Origin of the sequence: Delftia sp. SD018 (genome assembly GCF_017355445.1) — a bacterium.
Taxonomy (GTDB): Bacteria; Pseudomonadota; Gammaproteobacteria; order Burkholderiales; family Burkholderiaceae_C; genus Comamonas; species Comamonas acidovorans.
In genome coordinates this window covers 118,068-138,029 of sequence record NZ_JADDRN010000007.1, presented here as the reverse complement: position 1 = coordinate 138,029, position 19,962 = coordinate 118,068, and the positions used below count along the sequence as shown (strand labels likewise).

The 19,962-nt window shown below is 69.7% G+C and carries 17 protein-coding genes; 9 read left to right on the top strand and 8 right to left on the bottom strand.

Annotated elements, in window-relative coordinates:
• Window positions 1-21: 21 nt before the first annotated feature.
• Genes imuA through INR38_RS09775 form a run of 3 tightly spaced genes read left to right on the top strand, consistent with a single transcriptional unit; the run spans window position 22 to window position 5,791 of the window.
• Window positions 22-906 (top strand): translesion DNA synthesis-associated protein ImuA, encoded by an 885-nt coding sequence (gene imuA / locus INR38_RS09785; RefSeq protein WP_065346671.1) that lies wholly within the window; start codon window positions 22-24, stop codon window positions 904-906.
• Window positions 907-912: 6 nt separating this feature from the next.
• Window positions 913-2,412, top strand: coding sequence for a DNA polymerase Y family protein (locus INR38_RS09780; protein WP_207442842.1), 1,500 nt, complete (start codon window positions 913-915; stop codon window positions 2,410-2,412).
• Complete coding sequence (locus INR38_RS09775) at window positions 2,405-5,791, top strand: error-prone DNA polymerase (RefSeq protein WP_207442841.1); 3,387 nt, start codon at window positions 2,405-2,407, stop codon at window positions 5,789-5,791. The genes INR38_RS09780 and INR38_RS09775 overlap by 8 nt, the downstream gene beginning before the upstream one ends.
• Before the next feature lie 29 nt (window positions 5,792-5,820).
• On the opposite strand, the gene tsaA is transcribed toward INR38_RS09775, so the two are convergent.
• The 8 genes from tsaA to INR38_RS09735 form a co-directional block, all read right to left on the bottom strand.
• On the bottom strand, window positions 5,821-6,321 hold the full coding sequence (gene tsaA / locus INR38_RS09770) for a tRNA (N6-threonylcarbamoyladenosine(37)-N6)-methyltransferase TrmO (RefSeq protein WP_043821536.1): 501 nt from the start codon (window positions 6,319-6,321) through the stop codon (window positions 5,821-5,823).
• Window positions 6,318-6,680 (bottom strand): LysR family transcriptional regulator, encoded by a 363-nt coding sequence (locus tag INR38_RS09765; protein WP_013802017.1) that lies wholly within the window; start codon window positions 6,678-6,680, stop codon window positions 6,318-6,320. The genes tsaA and INR38_RS09765 overlap by 4 nt, the downstream gene beginning before the upstream one ends.
• Before the next feature lie 352 nt (window positions 6,681-7,032).
• A complete protein-coding gene (locus INR38_RS09760) occupies window positions 7,033-9,306 on the bottom strand; it encodes an AsmA family protein (protein WP_207442840.1) in 2,274 nt (757 codons plus the stop codon).
• A 147-nt stretch (window positions 9,307-9,453) separates the two neighbouring features.
• Window positions 9,454-10,800 carry an MFS transporter gene (locus INR38_RS09755; RefSeq protein WP_013802019.1) on the bottom strand — a complete coding sequence of 449 codons (1,347 nt, stop codon included), beginning with the start codon at window positions 10,798-10,800 and terminating at the stop codon, window positions 9,454-9,456.
• A gap of 37 nt (window positions 10,801-10,837) precedes the next feature.
• A complete protein-coding gene (locus tag INR38_RS09750) occupies window positions 10,838-12,157 on the bottom strand; it encodes an MFS transporter (protein WP_207442839.1) in 1,320 nt (439 codons plus the stop codon).
• 121 nt (window positions 12,158-12,278) lie between these two features.
• Window positions 12,279-13,157 carry an SMP-30/gluconolactonase/LRE family protein gene (locus INR38_RS09745; protein ID WP_013802021.1) on the bottom strand — a complete coding sequence of 293 codons (879 nt, stop codon included), beginning with the start codon at window positions 13,155-13,157 and terminating at the stop codon, window positions 12,279-12,281.
• A 46-nt stretch (window positions 13,158-13,203) separates the two neighbouring features.
• Entirely contained in the window at window positions 13,204-14,136 is a 933-nt protein-coding gene (locus INR38_RS09740; RefSeq protein ID WP_207442838.1) for a 3-keto-5-aminohexanoate cleavage protein, read from the bottom strand.
• Window positions 14,137-14,196: 60 nt separating this feature from the next.
• On the bottom strand, window positions 14,197-14,991 hold the full coding sequence (locus INR38_RS09735) for an SDR family oxidoreductase (protein ID WP_207442837.1): 795 nt from the start codon (window positions 14,989-14,991) through the stop codon (window positions 14,197-14,199).
• A gap of 138 nt (window positions 14,992-15,129) precedes the next feature.
• On the opposite strand from INR38_RS09735, the gene INR38_RS09730 reads away from it, so the two are divergent.
• The 6 genes from INR38_RS09730 (at window position 15,130) to INR38_RS09705 (ending at window position 19,951) form a co-directional block, all read left to right on the top strand.
• Window positions 15,130-15,885 (top strand): GntR family transcriptional regulator, encoded by a 756-nt coding sequence (locus INR38_RS09730; protein WP_034394686.1) that lies wholly within the window; start codon window positions 15,130-15,132, stop codon window positions 15,883-15,885.
• 64 nt (window positions 15,886-15,949) lie between these two features.
• Entirely contained in the window at window positions 15,950-16,177 is a 228-nt protein-coding gene (locus INR38_RS09725; RefSeq protein ID WP_012206056.1) for an AbrB/MazE/SpoVT family DNA-binding domain-containing protein, read from the top strand.
• The gene (locus INR38_RS09720) at window positions 16,174-16,590 is read left to right on the top strand and encodes a putative toxin-antitoxin system toxin component, PIN family (RefSeq protein ID WP_034394683.1); all 417 of its coding nucleotides are present in this window, start codon (window positions 16,174-16,176) and stop codon (window positions 16,588-16,590) included. Before INR38_RS09725 ends, INR38_RS09720 begins: the two co-directional genes overlap by 4 nt.
• A gap of 12 nt (window positions 16,591-16,602) precedes the next feature.
• The gene (locus INR38_RS09715) at window positions 16,603-17,520 is read left to right on the top strand and encodes a pseudouridine synthase (protein ID WP_207442836.1); all 918 of its coding nucleotides are present in this window, start codon (window positions 16,603-16,605) and stop codon (window positions 17,518-17,520) included.
• A 105-nt stretch (window positions 17,521-17,625) separates the two neighbouring features.
• Complete coding sequence (locus tag INR38_RS09710; RefSeq protein WP_013802028.1) at window positions 17,626-18,174, top strand: TetR/AcrR family transcriptional regulator; 549 nt, start codon at window positions 17,626-17,628, stop codon at window positions 18,172-18,174.
• 1 nt (window position 18,175) lies between these two features.
• Window positions 18,176-19,951, top strand: coding sequence for an MFS transporter (locus tag INR38_RS09705; RefSeq protein WP_012206052.1), 1,776 nt, complete (start codon window positions 18,176-18,178; stop codon window positions 19,949-19,951).
• The last annotated feature ends 11 nt before the right edge of the window (window positions 19,952-19,962 follow it).

Below are 19,962 nucleotides of genomic sequence, written 5' to 3'. Positions count from 1 at the left end.
ACAGTATTTGAGATTTTCCCCATGACCACGCCCCACGCCTCCCAACCTGCGCAGCCCGCCCCCATGGCGGGCGCGGCGCGTGTGCTGCCTCAGTTGCAGGGCGTGTGGCGTGGCGATGGCTGGCAGCAGGCGCTGCAGCAGCGGGTCCAGCCTTCGGGCCATGCGCTGCTGGATGCGCAATTGCCGGGCGGGGGCTGGCCGCTGGGCGCCATGGTCGAGCTGCTGCAACCCGCGCATGGCCATGCCGAGTGGCCGCTGCTGCTGCCGGGCCTGGCCGCCCTGATGCAGCGCAGCGCGGGCCAGGTGGTGCTGGTGGCGCCGCCTTGCAGGCCTTTTGCACCGGGACTGGAAGCGGCAGGCGTGGCGGCGCACCGGCTGTGCTGCGTGGAGGCCGATACCCACCCCGGTGCCCACCCCGGCGCCCACCCGGCAGGCGATGGGGCAGGGCTGGCCTGGGTCTGTGAGCAGGCACTGCGCTGCCGCGACGTGCTGGCCGTGCTGGCCTGGCTGCCAGCCGGTCTGCCCATGGCCACGCTGCGCCGGCTGCAATGGGCGGCCGCTGCGCAGGGGCGCATTCTGTGGCTGTGGCGCGAGGCCTCGGCCGCCCTGCAGACGGTGGCCTCGCCCGCGCCGCTGCGGCTGCGCGTGGAGACAGAGTTGGGGGAGCCGGGCGAAGGCGGCACGCCAGCCTGCCTGCGCGTGCAGTTGCTCAAGCGCCGAGGGCCTGCGCTGGAGCATCCCTTGAAGCTGCCGCTGCACCACTGGGCTTGGCAGGACGTGCTGCAGGCCCAGGCCCAGCGGCGCACCCGGCAGGCGGACGAGGCGCAGCGCTGGCTTCATGGACACGGGCAACTGCTGCCCGCCGAGGCGCCCGCCCTGCAGGCGGCAGCGCACACCCTGGGGTGAGATGCCATGGCACAGCCGAATCAAGCACTGCACTGGATTGCCTGGCCGCTGCATGTCGCGCAGGGCGATGGCCAGGGCAACGGCGACAGTGATTGCGAAGGCAGTGCCTGCGCGCAGCAGGCCTGGTGGGCCCTGCGCTGGACGCCGCGCGTGGCCCTCTGGTACGGGGCAGGGCAGGCTGTGGCGTTGATGGAGGTGGGCAGCGTGGAGCGCCTGTGGGGCGGTCGCCAGGCCATGCTGCTGGGCCTGCTGCGCGCGCTGCGCGAACAGCAGCCCGAGGACGGTCAGGCGGGCGGCCCCCGGATGCCGTTCTGGGCCCGGGGCGCCACGGCATGGCAGGCGCTGGCGCGTCTGCGCTGGCGCATGCAGGGCACGGATTCGCGCCAGCCCTGGCCGCCTGCCGACGCACTGCCCATCTGGACACTGCCCGCACTGGAGTCGCATGCGCCGGCCCTGGAGCGCATGGGCTGCCGCCGCTGGGGCGAGCTGCGCGCCCTGCCGCGCGCGGGCCTGGCGCGGCGCATCGGGCTGCCGGCCCTGCTGGCGCTGGACCAGGCCTATGGCAGCAGCCCCCATGCGCTGGACTGGCTGGAGCTGCCCGAGCACTTTGCATTGCGCGCCGACCTGGGCTATCCGGCCAGCGACGCCCAGGCCCTGCTGCAGGCCGCCCGGCCCCTGCTGCGTGCGCTGCAGGCCTGGCTGCAGGCCCGCCACCAGGGCGTGCTGGGCCTGCAGCTGCGCTGGCACCACGATCTGCGGCGCGTGGACGGCACGGAGCTGCCGGCCTGGGAAGCGCTGGACATCCGCACGGCCCGGCCCGCCCAGGCGCTGGAGCACATGGAGCGCCTGCTGCGCGAACGCCTGGCCCACACGCCCTGGCGCGCGCCTGCGGACATGCTGGAGCTGGTGGCGCTGGACACCGCGCCTTTCGCGGCCGATGCCGGCAGTTGCCTGCCACCGGCCGCGCCCGGCCCGGCGCCGCTGGGCGAGGCGGCAGGCGCAACAGACGCGGCCAGCGGCATGGCCTGGCATGAATGGGTGGAGCGTGTCTCGGCCCGCCGTGGTGCGCAGGGCGTGCGGGTGGCGCAGCTGCAATCGGACCACCGGCCCGAGGCCATGCAGCGCTGGACCCCGGCCTGCGAGGCCTTGCAGACCCCGCAGGCGCTGCGGCGGCCCGCGCACGCGCGCAAGGCGGCCAACCCCTGGCAGGGCCTGCTGCCGCCCTGGCTGCTTGATCCGCCCCAGCCCCTGCTCCTGCAGGGCAGCCGCCCCTGCTGGCAGGGGCCGCTGCAATTGCTGGCCGGCCCCTATCGGCTGGAGGCCGGCTGGTGGGGAGAGCCGCAGGCCGATGCGGCGCTGGCCGTGCGCGACTATTTCGTGGCCAGCAACGCGGCTGTCGGCCATGTCTGGATCTACCGCGAGCGCACGCCTGCATCGGAGCGGCTGCCAGGCATGCCGGCCCTGCTGTCGCCCGCCGCCTGGTTTGCGCAAGGCATCTATGGCTGAACAGGACATCCTGCTGGAGCCGCCGCCCCCGCAGCTGCAGCGGCTGCAGCCCCCGCCCCAGGCCACCGGGCCGGTGTCCGGCATGGCATCGGGCCCGGGCCTGCCCGGCTATGCGGAGCTGCACTGCCTGTCGAACTTCAGCTTTCTGCGCGGCGCCTCTTCGCCCGCCCAACTGGTGCAGCGCGCCAAGGCCCTGGGCTACCAGGCGCTGGCCCTGACCGACGAATGCTCGGTGGCCGGCGCCGTGCGCGCCTTCGAGGCCGCGCGCGACTGCGAGATGGCCCTGATCCATGGCAGCGAATTCGCCTGGGGCCCGCTGCGCGTGGTGGCGCTGGCGCGCGATCTGAACGGCTGGGGCAACCTCTGCGAATTCATCAGCGCGGCGCGCGCCCGTGCCGAAAAGGGCCGGTACCTGGTCGATGCCGACAGCCCCTGGCATCTGCTGCGTGAAGGCTGCGAATGCATCGTTGTGCCGCAGCGTGCGCAGCTGTTGCCCGGCGATGTGCCCGCCATGGCCGAGGCCGTGCAGGCCGCCGTGGCGCAGCTGGGGCCGGGCTGCTGGCTGGGCGTGGAGCTGCTGCTGGCGCCCGACGACAGCCTGTGGCTGCAAAGCCTGCAGGACGTGGCAGGGTTGCTGGGCCTGTCCTGCGTGGCCTGCGGTGATGTGCACATGCATGCGCGCTCGCGCAAGCCGCTGCAGGACCTGGTGACGGCGCTGCGCCTGGGCTGCACGGTGGCCGAGTGCGGCTTCGAGCTGCACCCCAATGCCGAGCGGCATCTGCGCTCGCGCTTGCGGCTGGGCGGCATCTATCCGCGCGCCATGCTGGATGCAACCCTGCAGATTGCCGCGCGCTGCGATTTCAAGCTCAGTGAGATCAGCTACCACTATCCGCAGGAAAGCGTGCTGCCCGGCATGGACGCGCGCCAGACATTGGCCTGGCATACCTGGCAGGGAGCGGCGGGGCGCTATCCGCAAGGCATTCCCGAATCGGTCGCCAAGCAGTTGAAGGATGAGCTGGAGCTGATCGCCGAATGCCGCTACGAGATGTACTTTCTCACCGTGCACGACATCGTGCGCTATGCGCGCAGCGAAGGCATCCTGTGCCAGGGGCGCGGTTCGGCCGCGAACTCGGCCGTCTGCTATTGCCTGGGCATCACGGCCGTGGACCCGAACAAGACCACGCTGCTGATGGCGCGCTTCATCAGCCGCGAGCGCAGCGAGCCCCCAGATATCGACGTGGACTTCGAGCACGCGCGGCGCGAGACCGTCATCCAGTACATCTACGAAAAATACGGCCGTGACCGTGCGGCGCTGACGGCCGTGGTCAGCTGCTGGCGCACGCGTGGCGCACTGCGCGACGCGGGCAAGGCCCTGGGCGTGGATGCGGTGCTGATCGATGCCATGGCCCGGCAGCACCACTGGTTCAGCGATGCCGAGGACCAGGCGGCCGAGCCGGAGCCCGAACCCGATGACCCCGCCCTGGGCTGGGTGCGCTCCAAGCTGCTGCGCCTGGCCCGGCTGCGCGAGCGGCTGGGCGACGACTGCCCGCAACTGTCGCCCCAGCGTGCGCGGCTGTGGCTGGAGCTGGCCCTGCAACTGCGCGACAGCCCGCGCCACCTGAGCCAGCACGTGGGCGGCTTTGTGCTGACCGACGGGCCGCTGACGCGGCTGGTGCCCGTGGAGCCGGCCGCCATGGAGGGCCGCTCGGTCATCCAGTGGGACAAGGACGATCTGGACACCATGAATCTGCTCAAGGTCGATGTGCTGGCCCTGGGCATGCTCACCGTGCTGCGCGGCAGCCTGCACGCGCGCGCCGCGCTGCGCGGCCCGCGCTGGGAGCTGGCCGACATTCCCAAGGACGACCCGGCCACCTACGACATGATCTGCCGCGCCGACACCGTGGGCACCTTCCAGATCGAGAGCCGGGCGCAGATGAGCATGCTGCCCCGGCTGCAGCCGCGCGAGTTCTACGACCTGGTGGTCGAGGTCGCCATCGTGCGGCCCGGCCCCATACAGGGCGGCATGGTCCATCCCTATCTGCAGGCGCGCGAGCGTCGGCGGCAGGGCGGCGAGCTGGTCCTGGAAAAGCCCGCGCTCGAGAAGGCGCTCAAGCGCACGCTGGGCGTGCCCATCTTCCAGGAGCAGGTGATGCAGATCGCCATGATCGCGGCGAACTTCTCGGCGGGCGATGCCGACGAGCTGCGCCGCTCCATGGCCGCCTGGCGGCGCAAGGGGGGCGTGCACCGCTTCGAGCGCCCATTGATCGACGGCATGCTGGCCAACGGCTACAGCGCTGATTTTGCCCAGGCCATCTTCCGCCAGATGCTGGGCTTTGGCGAATACGGCTTCCCAGAAAGCCATGCCTACAGCTTTGCCATGCTGGCCTATGCCAGCGCCTGGCTCAAGCGCCATGAGCCGGCCTGTTTCCTGATGGCCTTGCTCAATGCCCAGCCCATGGGCTTCTACACCCCCTCGCAACTGATCCAGGACGCGCGCCGCCACGGCGTGCGCGTGCTGCCCGTCGATGTGCGCCACAGCGACTGGGACTGCACGCTGGAGGCGCCGCACGAGCGCATTGCCGGCGTCGAGCTGCCGCAGCCGGCCGTGCGCCTGGGTCTGTGCATGGTGGCGCAGTTGCCAAAGACTTCGGGCGAGCGCGTGGCGCAGGTCCGCGCGCAGGCGCCGTTCAGGAGCACCGAGGACCTGGCCCTGCGCGCCCGGCTGCAGCGCGCCGAGCTGCAGGCCCTGGCTGCGGCCGATGCGCTGCAGGGCCTGTCAGGCCACCGCCGCCAGCAGATGTGGGATGCGGCGGCCCTGCAGGTGCAGCCGCCGCTGTTCGCGGGCGTGCCCGTGCATGAGGCGCCCGTGCAGCTGGCTGCTGCGCCCGAGGGCGAGGAAATCCTGTTCGACTACGCGGCCACGGGCCTGAGCCTGCGCCGCCATCCGCTGGCCCTGCTGCGTGACCGCCTGCGCTGCCACGGGCTGCGCACGGCGCTGGAGCTGCGCGACACGCTGGCGGGCATGCGCGTGCGGGCCTGCGGCATCGTCACCGTGCGCCAGCGCCCGCCCACGGCCAAGGGCACGGTCTTCATCACGCTGGAGGACGAGACGGGCACGGTCAACCTGGTGGTCTGGCCCGATACCGTCACGCGCTGGGGCGAGCCCTTGCTGGGCGCGCGGCTGCTGGCGGTGGAGGGCATCTGGCAAAGCAGCTCGGATTGGGGCGGCGGCAAGGACTGCGGCGAGCCAGCGCCTGCAGAGCAGGCCAGCCAGGAGGTGCCCGCCGTGCGCCATCTCATCGTGCACCGCGCCCGCGACATGAGCCGCTGGCTGGGCCGCCTGGGCGGCGCCGGCGTGGCAAGCCGCAATTTCCACTGAGGGCTGTTGCCGTTGCTGCCGCTGCAGGCTCAGGCCATGCGGTCGTCCGCGCGGATGTCGGGCATCTGGTCGATACGCTTGCCGAACCAGCCTATGCGCTCGGTCTGGCGCACATCCAGCCTGGGCACGTAGGGCTTGATGTCGAGCACGGGCGTGCCGTCGAGCATGTCGTTGCCCAGGAAATGCAGCAGCAGTCCTTCGCGCCGCACCAGGCGCACGATGGATAGGCCCAGCCGGTTGGGCCGCGCCGGGGCGCGCGTGGCGAACACGCCGTGGCTGCTGTCGTCCATGAAGGGCACGACTTCCAGCTTTTCCACGGCCTGGTGCAGGTGGGTGATGAGGATCAGGTAGTCAAAGCCTTCGATGTCGCGCAGCCCGGCCTCGAACTCGGGCAGCAGCTCCACGCGGCCGGCCTCGTCGGCCGCCCCCGCCGTCTGTATGGGCATGCCCACCGGGTCGGTGAAGCGGCTGCGCACATGGCCGATGGGGCGGCAGGCGACGGCCTGCGCCGTGGAGCCGGTCGCGCTCATGCGCTCGTTCCCTGGGGATTGAGCAGGCGTGTCAGCGCGGCGATATCGGCCGCCGCCGCCATGCGCGCCGTGGTCTCTATGGAGCGGTAATGCCTGACGATGGCTTCGCCCGTGGAGGTGAGCGAGGCGCCGCCGCCGTGGGCGCCGCCGGCGCTGGTGTTGACGGCCGGTGTCTGCAGCGCGCGGTTCATCTCGTCGACCAGCACCCAGGCGCGCCGGTAGGACATGCCCAGCGATCGCGCTGCAGCCGAGATGGAGCCCGCCTCGGCAATGGCTTCGAGCAACTGCACCTTGCCGGGACCGATGGCAATGGTGCTGTCGTTGTATACGCGCAGGCGGAACTGGACTTTGGAGGACATGGGGAAAGGACTTGGCACAGGAGAAAAGCGAACGTCAAGGTTAAGCGAAATCAACGGCTTGCGCCGTCACAGGGGCTAAGGGGAAATACGCAATGCATGGATCGCTACAGCGAAGAGGTGCTCTGGCAGGGCGTTCCTGCACACGGGCCGTCGGGGCCGGCGCGCTGGCGCTGCCGCCAGGGCGCCCGCTGCCTGCGCATCGTCTGCGAGTGCATTGGCGAGGCTCTTTACCTGCCGGCGCCGCGTCTCGATGCCTGTGTGCTGCGGCGCTATTTCGTCACATTGCCACCGGGTTTGCTAGCCTTTTTGCGCCAATGCAGCGCGGCGCTTGCCGCGCATCCGGGCCACGCGTCTACTTCTTGCTGCTTTCTGCCAGCAGGCGCTGGCATTGCGCATCTTCCTCGGCGGCCGGCACCGTCAGCGGCACCAGGGCCAGGGCCGCTGGCGCCACCACGGCGGCGGCCACGGCCGCGCCCGCGCGCAGCAGCAGCGGGCCGGGCTCCACGCCCACCTTGGGGTTGGCGAAGCTGCCGCGCACATACAGGGGCGTGCGCAGAGAGAAGAACTTCCACTTCAGCGACTCGGGCACGATGCGCAGGTCCATGGTCTCCTGCGCCAGGCTGATCTGTCCGGTGGCCTCGATGATGGCCTCGGGCGTGGCCAGCTTGACGTTGCGGGTGCGCGCAATGCCCTGCTTCACGGTCAGGTCGGCAACGGCGCAGTTGAGCTGCACTTCCTTGTCGGCGCCGAACAGCTTGGTGACGATGACGCTGCCCAGGTTCAGCGCGGCCAGGTCCAGGAGCTGCTTGCTGAAGCGGCCATCGCGCACATACAGGCGGATGTCGCCCGAGCTGGTGCCCAGCCATTCGGCAATGGACTGGCCCCGGCCCTCCAGCCCCAGCGCGCCGTCCATGCTGCCCAGGCTTTTCTTCATCAGTTCGATCTCGGGGAACAGGGCCGACAGCTGCAGCCCCTGGACCTTGCCCTGGAGGCTGGCCTTGGGCGGCTTGGCGCCGCTGTCCACCACGGCCTCGATATCCAGCCGGCCCTTGGCCATGCCGAAGCGCAGCGGGGACAGGCGCAGCACGCCGTTGTCCATGACGGCATGCACGCTGAAGTCCTCGATGGGCAGGGCCTGGGGGCGCTCGATGCGGTCGCTCTTGAAGCGCACATCCATGTCCATGGCATTCCACTTGCTGGTGTCAAAGCGTTGCGTGGGCAGTGCCTTGCCGCTGGCTGCCTGCCGGGTCTTCTGGCCCTGCTTGGTGGACGGTGCTCCCACCACCGGCCCCAGGTCGGCCAGGCGCAGCTTGCGCGAGGCCAGATCGCCGCTGAGCTTGGGGCGCGGCTTGCCCGATGCGTAGTGCAGCGTGCCGCGCAGATCGCTCTGGCCCACGCGGCCATCGAATTCCTCGTAATCCCAGACAGCGCGCCCCGGCTCCAGGCTGCCGACCAGATGACCATTGGTGTCGAAAGGCGGTGTGCGCGGCAGCAGCAGACCCGTCAGCGGGAACAGGTCGGCCATGCTGGAGCCGCGCAGGCGCACCTGCAGGTCCATGCCCTTGAGTGCCCTGGGATTGTCGAGAATGCCCTCGGCCCGGGCGCGCAGGCTGCCCGCATGGGCCCACAGCTTCACGGGAAAGCGTGCCTGTTCGCTTTGCAGGTCAAGCACGGGGCCGATGAGGCCCTGGGCCTCGACCGTGGCCTTGGCGATGCGGCCGGTCAGGCCGACGCGCATGCCATACGGAAAGTCTGGAGTGGGCGGCTGCACAAGGCTGTCCAGACGTGCGCGCACCGCCATCTGGCGCACGCCATCGCTCCAGCCCACCAGGCCGCCGCGCAGGCTCAATTGCGCTATCTGAAAGCGCCAGCGCGGCCCTGTGGACTCGGGGCGCTTGAAGGTCCAGTTGTTGCTGCCATCCTTGCGCCGGGCAAAGACCAGGTCAGGGCCTTCCAGTTGCAGATGGTCCAGCAGCACATGCCGGCCCAGCAGCGGCCACAGCCGCAGGCTGGCCGTGGCGCGCGCGGCCGTGGCCATGGTGTCGGCGTCGCGCGGGGGTGGGGCCATTTTCTCGTCGGCCAGGACGATGCTGTCGCTGTCGATCTTGGGCGCGGAAGGGCTGGCCTGCGAGTCCTTGTCCTTGCCTTCGTCCTTGTCCTTCGCCTTTCCCTTGGGCTGTTCCTTGGCTTTCTCCTCGGGCAGGCGGCCCTTGTTCAACTGGTCGGGCGGCGCAGGCAGGGCGGGCAGCTCGGCACTGCCCTTGGCCGGCTCCTGCTCAACCTGCCAGCCTTCGGGCTGGCCCAGGGCCAGTTGCTCGGCCTCGATGGTCACGCCCGGGACCCAATGGCGCCAGCCCTTGTCCAGGGGCTGGGGCCAGGTCCAGCGCAGGCGCAGGTCGCCTTCAATGGCAAAGTGGCGGCCGGTGCTTTCGCTGACGCGCTCGTTGACCCAGGGCTTGGCCCGGTTCCAGTCGAAGGTGGCGATCAGGACCACAACCGCGGCGAGCAGCAGCACCAGGGCCGACACCGTCCACAAAAGGGCGCGCAGCCAGCGGCGGCGGGCTGGGCGGTGGGGTGCTGGTGTGGCAGGGCTGTGGTTCGCTGTGTCGGTCGCTGTATCTGTCATGGCGCAGGGGGCCGCTAAATGGGGTTCAGTCCATCCTATCGCCATGAAACCGCTTGCCAAGGCCCGGGACGCGCTGGCGGGCAGCCGGCAGGCCCGCATACAGGAGATTGACCTACAGCGCGGCCTGCGGCGGGGAAGGGGCCGTCATCACGGCGTCTCCTGGCCCTGGCGCAGCCGGGTGGATGCCAGGGCGGCCACCACCAGCAGGCCCGCCATGATGAACAGGCCGTTGCGCGTGCTGCCCGTGGCCTGTTCGATCATCCCCATCACCGTGGGGCCGATGAAGCCGCCCACCAGGCCGCAGGTATTGACCAGGGCTATGCCGCCCGCCAGCCCCGCGCCCGCCAGCCGCGAGGCGGGAAACAGGAAGACCACGGACTGCACCACGAAGAACATCAGCGCCGTCAGGCTGAAACCCAGCAGGCCCAGGGCTGGCGAGGCCTTGCCCGCCAGCGCGGCCACCAGCAGGCCGGCGGCCATGGTGGCCAGGCCCGCCAGCAGCATGCGCCGGCAGCGCTGCGGGTGGGTGGCAAAGCGCGGCAGCCAGGCCGCACCGATGGCCGCTGCGATCCAGGGCACGGAGTTGAGCGTGCCGATCTGCAGCGGCGAGAGCTGGCCGTAGGTGCCGATGATGCCCGGCAGGAAGAAGATCACCGTGTAGATGCTGATCTGGTGGCAGAAGTAGACAAGGATGGCCAGCCAGATCTGGCGGTCGCGCAGGCAGTCCCGGAGCGAGTGGCCCACCTGGCCGGCGCTGGCCTGCTGGTCCTGCTCGGCCTGCAGGCGTTGCAGTACCTCGCGCGATTCGGCGGCCGTCAGCCAGGGCGCGCTGGCCGGGCCGTCGGGCAGCTTCTTCCAGACCACCCAGGCCAGGGCCACGGCGGGCAGGCCCTCGATCACGAACATCCACTGCCAGCCGTGCCAGCCCAGGAAGCCGTCCATCTGCAGCAGCGCGCCGCCCACGGGGCCGCTGAGGATGTTGGCAATGCACACGCCCAGCAGGAAGTAGCCGATGGCGCGGGCCCGTTCCTCGCGGCCGAACCAGTAGGTCAGGTAGAGCATCACGCCGGGGAACAGCCCCGCCTCGGCCGCGCCCAGCAGCACGCGCATCACGTAGAACGAGGTCTCTCCGGTGATGAAGGCCATGCCGGCCGACAGCAGGCCCCAGGTCACCATGATCCGTGTGATCCAAAAGCGCGCGCCCACCCTGTGCATGATGAGGTTGCTGGGCACTTCCAGCAGGGCGTAGCTCAGGAAGAACAGCCCCGCGCCCAGGCCGTAGGCGGCCGCCGAGATGCCCAGGTCCACCTCGATGTGCGACTTGGCCAGCGCGATATTGGTGCGGTCTATGAAGCTGATCACATAGGACAGCACCAGCAGCGGCATCAGCCTGCGGAAGATGCGGGCGTTGAGCAGCGACTGCCTGTCGCCGGCGGCAGGCTGCGGCCGTGCGGGCGGCGCGTGAACAGGGGAGGGCGATGGGTGATGGACCATGGCAAATCCTTGGAAAGATGGGTGGAGGAAAGCGGAGTCAGGCGGTGGCGGTGGAGGCGGCGTTGCCGCGCGTGCCCAGCTGCAGGGCCACGCCGCCCAGCGCGCAGCCGGCCATGACCAGGAAGCACAGGGCATAGCCGCCGGGGCTGGTCCAGCCGCCGCCCAGGGCGATCAGGCTGCCCATCAGCACGGGCGCGATGCCGCCGCCCACGAACATGGCGGTGGTGATGATTCCGTTGGCCGTGGAGGTGGCCGCAGGCTGGGCGCAGTCCGAGGCCACCGCGTAGTAGATGGGCCAGACCGCATTGGCGACCAGGCCGAACAGCAGCTGCATCACCACGACCAGGGCCATGGTGTCGGCGAAGTAGAAGGCGCCCACGCTGGCGGCCATCCACAGGCCGCAGATCACCAGGGTGACGCGGCGCCCGATCACGTCCGACAGGGCCGGCCAGACCAGTTGGCCCAGGATGCCGGTGAGCGTGAACACCACGCTCATGCCTGCCGATTCGGCCAGCGACAGGCCCATGATGTTGTAGAGGTAGGCGGGCAGCACCACGTTGATGCCCATGTAGACCACCTGCGTGAGCAGGGTGTTGCCAGCCGTCAGGGCGATGCTGCGGTTGGCCAGCGTGCTGCGCAGGGTGCGCCAGGCCTGGCCTTTTTCCACCTGCGCCGCCACGCTGGCCTGCGGCGGGGTCATGCCCCGGGCGGCGATGTCGGCATACAGCAGTTCCATCTTCTGCGGCGTGGAGTAGCGCGCCCAGAACCACATCAGCGGGATGGCGACGACCAGCGCGACAAAGAACACATAGCGCCAGTTCTCCTCGCCGAAGGCGTACAGCACAAAGCCGGCGACCAGGCCGCTGAGCATGGCGCCCACCGGATAGCCTGTGTGGTGGGCGCCCAGCGCGAAGCCGCGCCGCTCCACCGGCCACCACTCGGCGGTGTTGCTCACGCCCACGGGCTCGCCCCAGCCGGCGCCCAGGTTGACGCCGACGCGCAGCGCCACGAAGCCCGTCAGGCTGCCGCTCAGCGCCTTGAAGCCCGAGGCGAACGACAGCGCCGTATAGCCCAGCACCAGGGGCACCTGAAAGCGTGCGCGCTTCCAGCCCGCGCCGTAGCGGTCGCTCCAGATCGCGCCGGGAATGTCCAGCACGGCCAGGGCCAGCATCACGATGGTGGCCACCGTGCCCCATTCGTCGGCCGACAGGCCGAAGTGCCGGGAGATGGTCGGCCCCAGCCGCAGCACGATCTCGCGGTCGTAGGCATTCAGTACCCAGATCAGCCAGCAGACCAGCAGGGATACCCATGAATAGCGGTGGATCTGGCGCAGCGAAGCGCGCGGGGCCTGGGCCATGACAGTCTCCCGGGCACCAGCGGTGGGTGCCGTTTCATTGTTGTGTGGATGAAGGCGCCGCTTCGCGGGGCGGGCGGCGTTGCGGTGCGAAGGCTCCGGGCCTGCATGCCCGGCTCCGTGCTCAGGCGCCGAAGCGCTGCTCGGGCAGGCCACGCACGCCCAGCCCCTTGACGGAGAACAGCGCGCCACGGGACTGGCCGTCGCCCGGGAAACGTGGCAACGGCGGCTTGCCCATGGAGGTGACGTACAGCGTGTCGAGCCCGGGCCCGCCGAACATCACGCTGGTCACCTTGCGCACCGGCATCTCTATCACCCGGTCCACCCGGCCGTCCGGCGTGTAGCGCACCAGCTGGCCCGCGTACACCAGGGCCTGCCACAGGCAGCCTTCGGCATCGACCGTGGCCCCGTCGGCCGCGCCGCCACCGCTGGTGTCGACCGGGGCAAAGGTCCGGCGGCCGCTGGCATGGCCCGTGGCCGTGTCGTAGTCGTAGGCCCGGATCTCGCCGCTCCACGTGTCCGAGAAATAGAGCGTCGTGCCGTCCGGGCTCCAGCACGGGCCGTTCGAGCAGATGATGCCCTCGTCCAGCACATGCAGGCTCAGGTCCGTGTCCAGCCGGTACAGCCGCGCCGAAGGCTGCTCCTCCAGGGTGTCCATGGAGCCGAAGACGAAGCGGCCCTGCCGGTCCACCTTGCCGTCGTTGAGCCGGTTGCCGGGAAGGTGGGACTCGGGGGCGACCACCAGCTCCAGCTCGCCGCTTTCCAGGTCCAGCGTGTGCACGCCGCCGTGCAGCGCCACCAGGGCCGAGCGGCCGTCGCGGCGCAGTGCCATGGAGCCAATCTTCTGGCCGACTTCCCAGGCGCGCAGTTCCCGCCCGTCGGCCGTGCAGCGGAAGATGCGGCCGTCGAAGCTGTCTATCCAGTACAGGCGCTGCTGCCCGACGTCCCACAGCGGGCCTTCGCCCAGCGTGGTCTTGAGGTCGGCGACGATATCGATCTGCATGGGAGTCTCCTGTTCGGTGGCATGGGGGCTGGCCCGGGAAGGCGATTCAGAAGGCCACGTTGGCCGCACCCTTGAGGCCCAGCATCCGGCGCGCCTCGTCAGGCGTGGCGACGTCGACATTCAGGGCCTCGAGCACGGTGCGGATGCGGCGCACCTGCTCGGCGCTGGAGGTGGCCAGCTGCCCCGGGCCTATCCACAGAGAGTCTTCCAGCCCCACGCGCACATGCGAGCCCATGGCCGCGCCCATGGTGGCCAGCGGCAGCTGGTTGCGCCCGGCGCCCAGGATGGACCACTGGTAGTTGCTGCCCAGCAGGCGGTCGGCCGTGCGCCGCATGTGCATCAGGTCCTCCGGGTGGCCGCCGATGCCGCCCAGGATGCCGAACACCGACTGCACGAACACGGGCCCCTGCACCAGCCCCCGGTCCACGAAATGCGCCAGGTTGTGCAGGTGGCTGATGTCGTAGCACTCGAACTCGAAGCGCGTGCCCTGGGCCTGGCCCAGCCGCAGGATGCCTTCGATATCGGCAAAGGTGTTCTTGAAGACCAGGTTGCGGCTGTTTTCCAGGTGCTCGCGTTCCCAGGCGTGTTCCAGGTCCTTGAAGCGCTCCAGCATGGGGAACAGGCCGAAGTTCATCGAGCCCATGTTCAGCGAGGCCAGCTCGGGCTGGAACTCGGTCACGGGCCGCATGCGCTCTGGCACCGTCATGTGCGGGCTGCCGCCCGTGGTGATGTTGACGATGGCATCGCTCTCGGCACGGATCGCCTTGAGAAAGGGGCGGAACAGATCCGGGTCCTGCGAGGGGCGCCCGTCGCGCGGATCGCGGGCATGCAGGTGCACGATGGCGGCGCCGGCCTCGGCGGCATCGATGGCGGCGCGGGCAATCTGCTCGGCCGTCACGGGCAGGTGGGGCGACATGCTGGGCGTGTGGATGGCGCCCGTGGGCGCGCAGGTGATGATGGCTTTGGTGCGGGTGGCCATGGAAGGTCCTTGCGAACGGTGAAAAAGGCGAGAGGAGGGGAGGAGAGGAGGAGAGGGCGCTCAGCTCAGCGCCTGTGTCAGCCCATCGACGGCCAGCTCCTGGCCCGTGACATGGCCGGCCAGCGGGCTGGCGGCAAACACGGCCATGTTGGCAATGTCGCGCGCCGTGGCCATGCGGCCCAGCGCGGCCTGGTGCGTGTAGCTGCGCGTGATGTCCTCCAGCGGCAGGCCGCGTGCCTGCGCCTTGGCGGCAATCACATCGCGGATGCGCGGGCCGTCCACGGCGCCCGGCAGGATGGCGTTCACCCGGATGCCGTCTGCGCCCAGCTCCAGCGCCAGCGACTTGGTCAGGCCGATCACGGCCCACTTGGACGCCGAATAGGCCGTGCGGCCCGGCATGCCCAGGTGGCCTGCCGCCGAAGACAGGTTGACGATGGCCGCCTGCCGGCCCTCGCGTGCCGATTGCCGGAGCCGGGGCACGGCCAGCCGCGTGCACAGGAAGGCGCCGGTGATGTTCACATCCAGCGTGCGCTGCCAGTCGGCCAGGTCCAGCGTCTCCACCGCGCCCGTGGGGCCGGCCACCCCGGCGTTGTTGACGAGGATGTCCAGGCCGCCCAACTCGTTGTCCACGGCCTTGAACAGGGCCTGCACCTGCAAGGCATCCGACACATCGGCAAGACGGCCGCTGGCGCCGGGCAGGGCGGCAGCCAGCGCATCCAGGCTGGCCTGGGCCACGTCACAGACCATGACGCGCGCGCCGGCCTCGGCAAAGGCGCGGCTGATTTCCAGGCCGATTCCGGCGGCGCCCGCCGTCACCAGGACGCGCTGGCCGGCCAGAAGATCGTTTTTCCACATGCGGGGACTCCTTGGGAACTCAAACAAAGGTGAAAGGGATTTGGGTTGGGTTTGGATTTTGTATCTGTGATCACATATCAAATATGGTGAATACCCTATGCGGCATGACAGCGGCGGCGCCGCGCTACCATCGCCGCCATGGCCATCAACGAACTAGTCACCCCACTCAAACGGCAGACCCTCAGCAGCGATGTCTATGCACAGCTCAGGGAGTTGCTTATCACGGGCCAGATGATTCCGGGCGAGCAGATCTCGCTGCGCACCACGGCCAGCGCGCTGGGCGTCAGCGTCATGCCCGTGCGCGAGGCCGTGCACCGGCTGGTGGCCGAGCAGGCGCTGGAACTCACGCCCAACCGCGCGCTGCGCGTGCCCTTGATGACGGAAAGCGCCTTCCGCGAGATCACGCGCATCCGCGTCAACCTCGAAGGCCTGGCCACGGAGCAGGCGGCACGGCAATTGCCGGCCGCCGAGCTGGAACGCATCGCCGCCCTGCAGGACCGCTTTGCGGCCGAGATGGCCAGCGCCTCGCCGGACGGCGCGCGGCTCATCGCCTTCAACAAGGATTTCCACTTCGCCGTCTACAGCGCGGCCGGCATGCCCATGCTGCTGCAGATGATCGAGGCGCTGTGGCTGCGCATAGGCCCCATCCTCAACCACGACATGCGCTCGGGCTCGCGCCGCGTGAGCGAACAGGTGGCGGTCGGCCACCATGCGCGCTTGGTCGAGGCGCTGCGGCGCGGCGATGCGCCAGCCGCCAAGGAGGCGCTGCGCGGCGACATCGAAAGCGCGGCCGACTACATCGTTTCGGCGGGCGTGCTGGTGACGGCGGACAGCGGGTTGAACGGCGTGAGTGGACTGAGCGGGCCCGCCTTGCCAGGTGAAGAAAGCCGGTGAGACGCAGAGGAATGAGGTAAGGAAGTAAGATTTCCGTGTTTTCTCTCATTTGCAGGAGCCGGCCATGCTTGCCAAATTGACGTCGAAGAACCAGATCACCCTGCCCAAGGCCGTGGTGTCCGAGGTGGAGGCCGCAGAGTATTTCGAGGTGGCCGTGGAAAACGGCCGCATCGTGCTCACGCCCGTGCACGTGCAGCGTGTCCAGCGCGCACAGGCCGTCCGCGACAAGCTGCAGCAGATGGGCATCACCGAAGAGGATGTGCAGGAGGCGACCTCCTGGGCGCGCAAATGATGCGTGTCGTCCTGGACACCAACGTCGTGCTCTCGGCATTGCTGTTCACGTCCGGCCGTCTTGCGTGGATACGCCGGGCCTGGCAGCACCAGCAGTTGAAGCCCCTGGTCTGCAGGGAAACGGCCAGCGAATTGCTGCGTGTGCTCGCCTACCCGAAGTTCAAGCTGTCAACGGCCGAGCAACAGGCCTTGCTGGAGGATTTCCTGCCCTGGGCCGATGTCGTCACACTGCCGCAGCCCTGGCCTGCATTGCCGCTGTGCCGGGACGACAAGGACCAGGTGTTCCTGGTGCTGGCGCATGTGGGCCGGGCCCGGGCGCTCATCACCGGCGACGGTGACCTTCTGGCGCTGCGTGACAGCTTTCCCGGCCTGATCGTGACGCCCGATGAGTGGGCAGCGCTGCACAAGCGCTGAGGGCAGGAATCCATGCACAACGCCCACGACCCCAAGGTTCTTCCCATACGCGACGGCGTCAGCCCCAGCTGCGTGGTGCTGCCCAGCCAGGGCGGCGGGTTGCTGATCGATTTTCTGGCCGAGCGCCTGCCGGCCGTGGCGCGCGAAGACTGGCTGCGGCGCCTGGCGCTGCGCGAGGTGGTGGACGAGCATGGCCGCGCCGCCGATGCAGGCACGGCCTTTGCGCCGGGCCTGCGCTACTACTACTACCGCGAGCTGCAGGCCGAGCCGCCCATCCCCTTCGAGGCCGAGGTCATCCACCGCGACGCGCATCTGCTGGTGGCCGACAAGCCGCATTTCCTGCCCGTGGTGCCGGCCGGCAAGTACCTGCAGCAGACGCTGCTGGTGCGGCTCAAGCGCGAGTTCGACCTGCCCGAGCTGTCGCCCATCCACCGCATAGACCGCGACACGGCGGGGCTGGTGGTGTTTTCGGTGCAGCGCGCCACGCGCGGCATCTACCAGGCGTTGTTCCGCGACCGCGCCATCCACAAGACCTACGAGGCCGTGGCCCCCTGGCGCGAGGACGTGGTTTTCCCGCGTACGCATGAAAGCCGCATGGAGGAAAGCGGCCATTTCTTCCGCATGCACGAGGTGGCCGGCACGCCCAACACCCGCACCCGCATGCAGGTGCTGGAGCAGCGCGGCCCCTGGGCACGCTACCGGCTGGAGCCCGAAAGCGGCAAGCGCCACCAGCTGCGCGTGCACATGGCCGCCCTGGGCCTGCCGCTGTGGGGCGACGGCTTCTATCCCGAAGTGCATGACATGCCCGAGGGCGACTACTCGCGCCCGCTGCAGCTGCTGGCGCGCAGCCTGGCCTTCACCGATCCTCTGGACGGCCAGTCGCGGCGCTTTGACAGCCGCCGCCAGCTGCTGCCGCTGACCGACCTGTAGAGGCTTTTCCACTGCCGGAAACCGTTGGTTTTTTGCCCATGGCCCCGCCATGGGATAGGCCGGTTGCGGACATTTAACGGACAACTTTGTCCGATAATTGTCCGCATGACTTCCAAAAGACCCAGTGCCGATATCCGCCGCGCCCAGCTGCTGGACGCGGCCGATGCCGTGTTCTCCGAGCATGGCGTGACCGCGCCGCTGGACCTGGTGGTCGAGCGCGCCGAGGTCGGCCGCGCCACGCTGTACCGGCAGTTTCCTGACCGGCGCGCGCTGATGCTGGCGCTGCTGGAGCGTTCGCTGGACAACATGCGCCTCGCGGCCGAGGCCATGGCCGAGGATGACGATGCCTTCTACAAACTGCTGTCCCGCTTGGCCGAGCGCATTGCGGTCTCGGCCCCCATCACCGATTACTGGCGCACGGTGGAGCGCGGCGACGAGGTCATCGCCCAGGCGCGCGTTGCCATGTGGCAGATCTTTCGGCCGGCCATGGACCGGGCCGTGGCCTGCGGCCATTGCCGCCAGCCGCTGACGCAGGCCGAGCTGTCCCTGGTCTTCGGCATGCTGGGCGCCTCGCTGCGCGGCGAGACGCCGCAGCAGCGGCGCACCCTGGCGCGCAAGGCGCTGCAGATCGTCTGGCAAGGCCTGAAGGCCTGACATGGCCACCACACCCACTCCACCGGGGCCCGTGCTGCCCCCGTCGCCCCCCGTCGTCTACCTCAAGCCCCCGCCGGACTGGGAAGAGCATGAAAAGCCCAGCCTGCCGGGCTCGCCGTCCATGCCGCTGCACCAGCCGGCCGTGCGCGCCGCCTATGGCCTGATCGCCGTGCTGGTGGCGCTGACGGGTGGCCTGGGCAATGCACTGTTCACCGCCAACCTGCCCACCATCCAGGGGCAGATGGGGCTGACGTCTTCCGAGGCCGCCTGGCTGACCGGCGCCTACGTCATGCTCAACATGACGGCCAACCTGCTGGTCTACAAGTTCCGCCAGCAGTTCGGCATGCGGCTGTTCGCCGAGATCGGCCTGGGCCTGTATGCGCTGCTGACGCTGCTGCACCTGGTGCTGGGCAGCTACACCAGCCTGCTCATGCTGCGCGCGGCCAGCGGCCTGGCGGGCGCCACCTGCAGCACGCTGGGAACGCTCTACATGCTGCAGGCCGCGCCGCGCAAGCATGTGCTGAAGATGCTGGTGATCGGCGTGGGGCTGGGGCAGATCGCCACGCCGCTGGCCTGGATCCTGTCGCCGGGCCTGCTGTTCAACAGCGAGTGGCACAACCTCTACCTGTTCGAGGCCGGCCTGGCCCTGATCTCGTTCGCGGGCGTGGTGGTGCTCAAGCTGCCGCCGGGCGTGCACATCCGCAGCTTCGAGCGGCTGGACTTCCTGACCTTCTTCCTGATGGTGCCCGGTGTGGGCCTGCTGATCGCCGTGCTGGTGCAGGGCTACAACCACTGGTGGCTGGACACGCCCTGGCTGGCCTGGATGCTGATCGGCTCCATCGTCCTGCTGAGCGTGGCGCTGTACATCGAGCATCACCGCCGCAATCCCATGCTGCAGACGCGCTGGTTCGTGCTGGCGCCCACGGTGCGCTTCGTGATCGGTGCGCTGCTGCTGCGCTTTCTGACCACCGAGCAGACCTATGGCGTGATCGGCATGCAGCGCATGCTGGGCATGACGGTGGACCAGATGCAGCCGCTGTTCATCGTCATCCTGCTGGGCACCATCGCAGGCATTGCCGTGTCGGCGCTGACCTTCGGGCTGGAGAACATGGGCAAGCAGATCGTGGGCTCCATCGTGCTGTTCGCGCTGGCGGCCTGGCTGGACCACAGCCGCACCAGCCTGGCCCGGCCCGAGGACTTCTTCGGCAGCCAGTTCCTCATGGCCGTGGGCGCGGGCCTGTTCATGGGGCCGCTGATGCTGATCGGCGTGGTGCAGGGCCTGAAGTTCGGCGCGCACTACATGCTGACGGCCATCGTCACCATCTCCATGACGCAGGCCATGGGCGCGCTCATGGGCTCGGCCCTGCTGAGCACCTACCAGATGCACCGCGAGCAGGTGTATTCGGCCGCCATCGTGGCCGACGTCGATCCCACCGACCCCATCGTGGCCGACCGCCTGCGCCTGCAGCAGCAAAGCCTGGCCCGCGTCATTGCCGACCCGGCCCTGCGTGCGGCCCAGGGCACGGCCCAGCTGGCGCAGGCCGCACGCCGCGAGGCCAATGTGCGCGCCTACAACGACGTGTTCGCCCTCACGGCCGGCGTGGCCGTGCTCTACCTGCTGTGGATGCTGGCCCTGGCCGGCCGCGCACGCCAGCGCGCCTTCGTGGAGCGCATGCGCGCCGCCGCTGCCGATGCCTCGGCCATGCGCGGCACCGATGCCGCCGCGCCGCAGGACGCGCCGGGCCAGCCGCCCACCCAACCCGTCGCCCGCGCCTGAAACCGTTCGCC

Bases quoted from the DNA above. Each gene is read 5' to 3' on its own strand.
- imuA (WP_065346671.1), top strand. From the start codon at position 22: ATGACCACGCCCCACGCCTCCCAACCTGCGCAGCCCGCCCCCATGGCG.
- INR38_RS09710 (WP_013802028.1), top strand. From the start codon at position 17,626: ATGACTTCCAAAAGACCCAGTGCCGATATCCGCCGCGCCCAGCTGCTG.
- INR38_RS09740 (WP_207442838.1), bottom strand. From the start codon at position 14,136: ATGGCCACCCGCACCAAAGCCATCATCACCTGCGCGCCCACGGGCGCC.
- INR38_RS09730 (WP_034394686.1), top strand. From the start codon at position 15,130: ATGGCCATCAACGAACTAGTCACCCCACTCAAACGGCAGACCCTCAGC.
- INR38_RS09715 (WP_207442836.1), top strand. From the start codon at position 16,603: ATGCACAACGCCCACGACCCCAAGGTTCTTCCCATACGCGACGGCGTC.
- INR38_RS09745 (WP_013802021.1), bottom strand. From the start codon at position 13,157: ATGCAGATCGATATCGTCGCCGACCTCAAGACCACGCTGGGCGAAGGC.
- INR38_RS09775 (WP_207442841.1), top strand. From the start codon at position 2,405: ATGGCTGAACAGGACATCCTGCTGGAGCCGCCGCCCCCGCAGCTGCAG.
- INR38_RS09780 (WP_207442842.1), top strand. From the start codon at position 913: ATGGCACAGCCGAATCAAGCACTGCACTGGATTGCCTGGCCGCTGCAT.
- INR38_RS09760 (WP_207442840.1), bottom strand. From the start codon at position 9,306: ATGACAGATACAGCGACCGACACAGCGAACCACAGCCCTGCCACACCA.
- INR38_RS09720 (WP_034394683.1), top strand. From the start codon at position 16,174: ATGATGCGTGTCGTCCTGGACACCAACGTCGTGCTCTCGGCATTGCTG.
- INR38_RS09705 (WP_012206052.1), top strand. From the start codon at position 18,176: ATGGCCACCACACCCACTCCACCGGGGCCCGTGCTGCCCCCGTCGCCC.
- INR38_RS09765 (WP_013802017.1), bottom strand. From the start codon at position 6,680: ATGTCCTCCAAAGTCCAGTTCCGCCTGCGCGTATACAACGACAGCACC.
- INR38_RS09755 (WP_013802019.1), bottom strand. From the start codon at position 10,800: ATGGTCCATCACCCATCGCCCTCCCCTGTTCACGCGCCGCCCGCACGG.
- tsaA (WP_043821536.1), bottom strand. From the start codon at position 6,321: ATGAGCGCGACCGGCTCCACGGCGCAGGCCGTCGCCTGCCGCCCCATC.
- INR38_RS09725 (WP_012206056.1), top strand. From the start codon at position 15,950: ATGCTTGCCAAATTGACGTCGAAGAACCAGATCACCCTGCCCAAGGCC.
- INR38_RS09735 (WP_207442837.1), bottom strand. From the start codon at position 14,991: ATGTGGAAAAACGATCTTCTGGCCGGCCAGCGCGTCCTGGTGACGGCG.
- INR38_RS09750 (WP_207442839.1), bottom strand. From the start codon at position 12,157: ATGGCCCAGGCCCCGCGCGCTTCGCTGCGCCAGATCCACCGCTATTCA.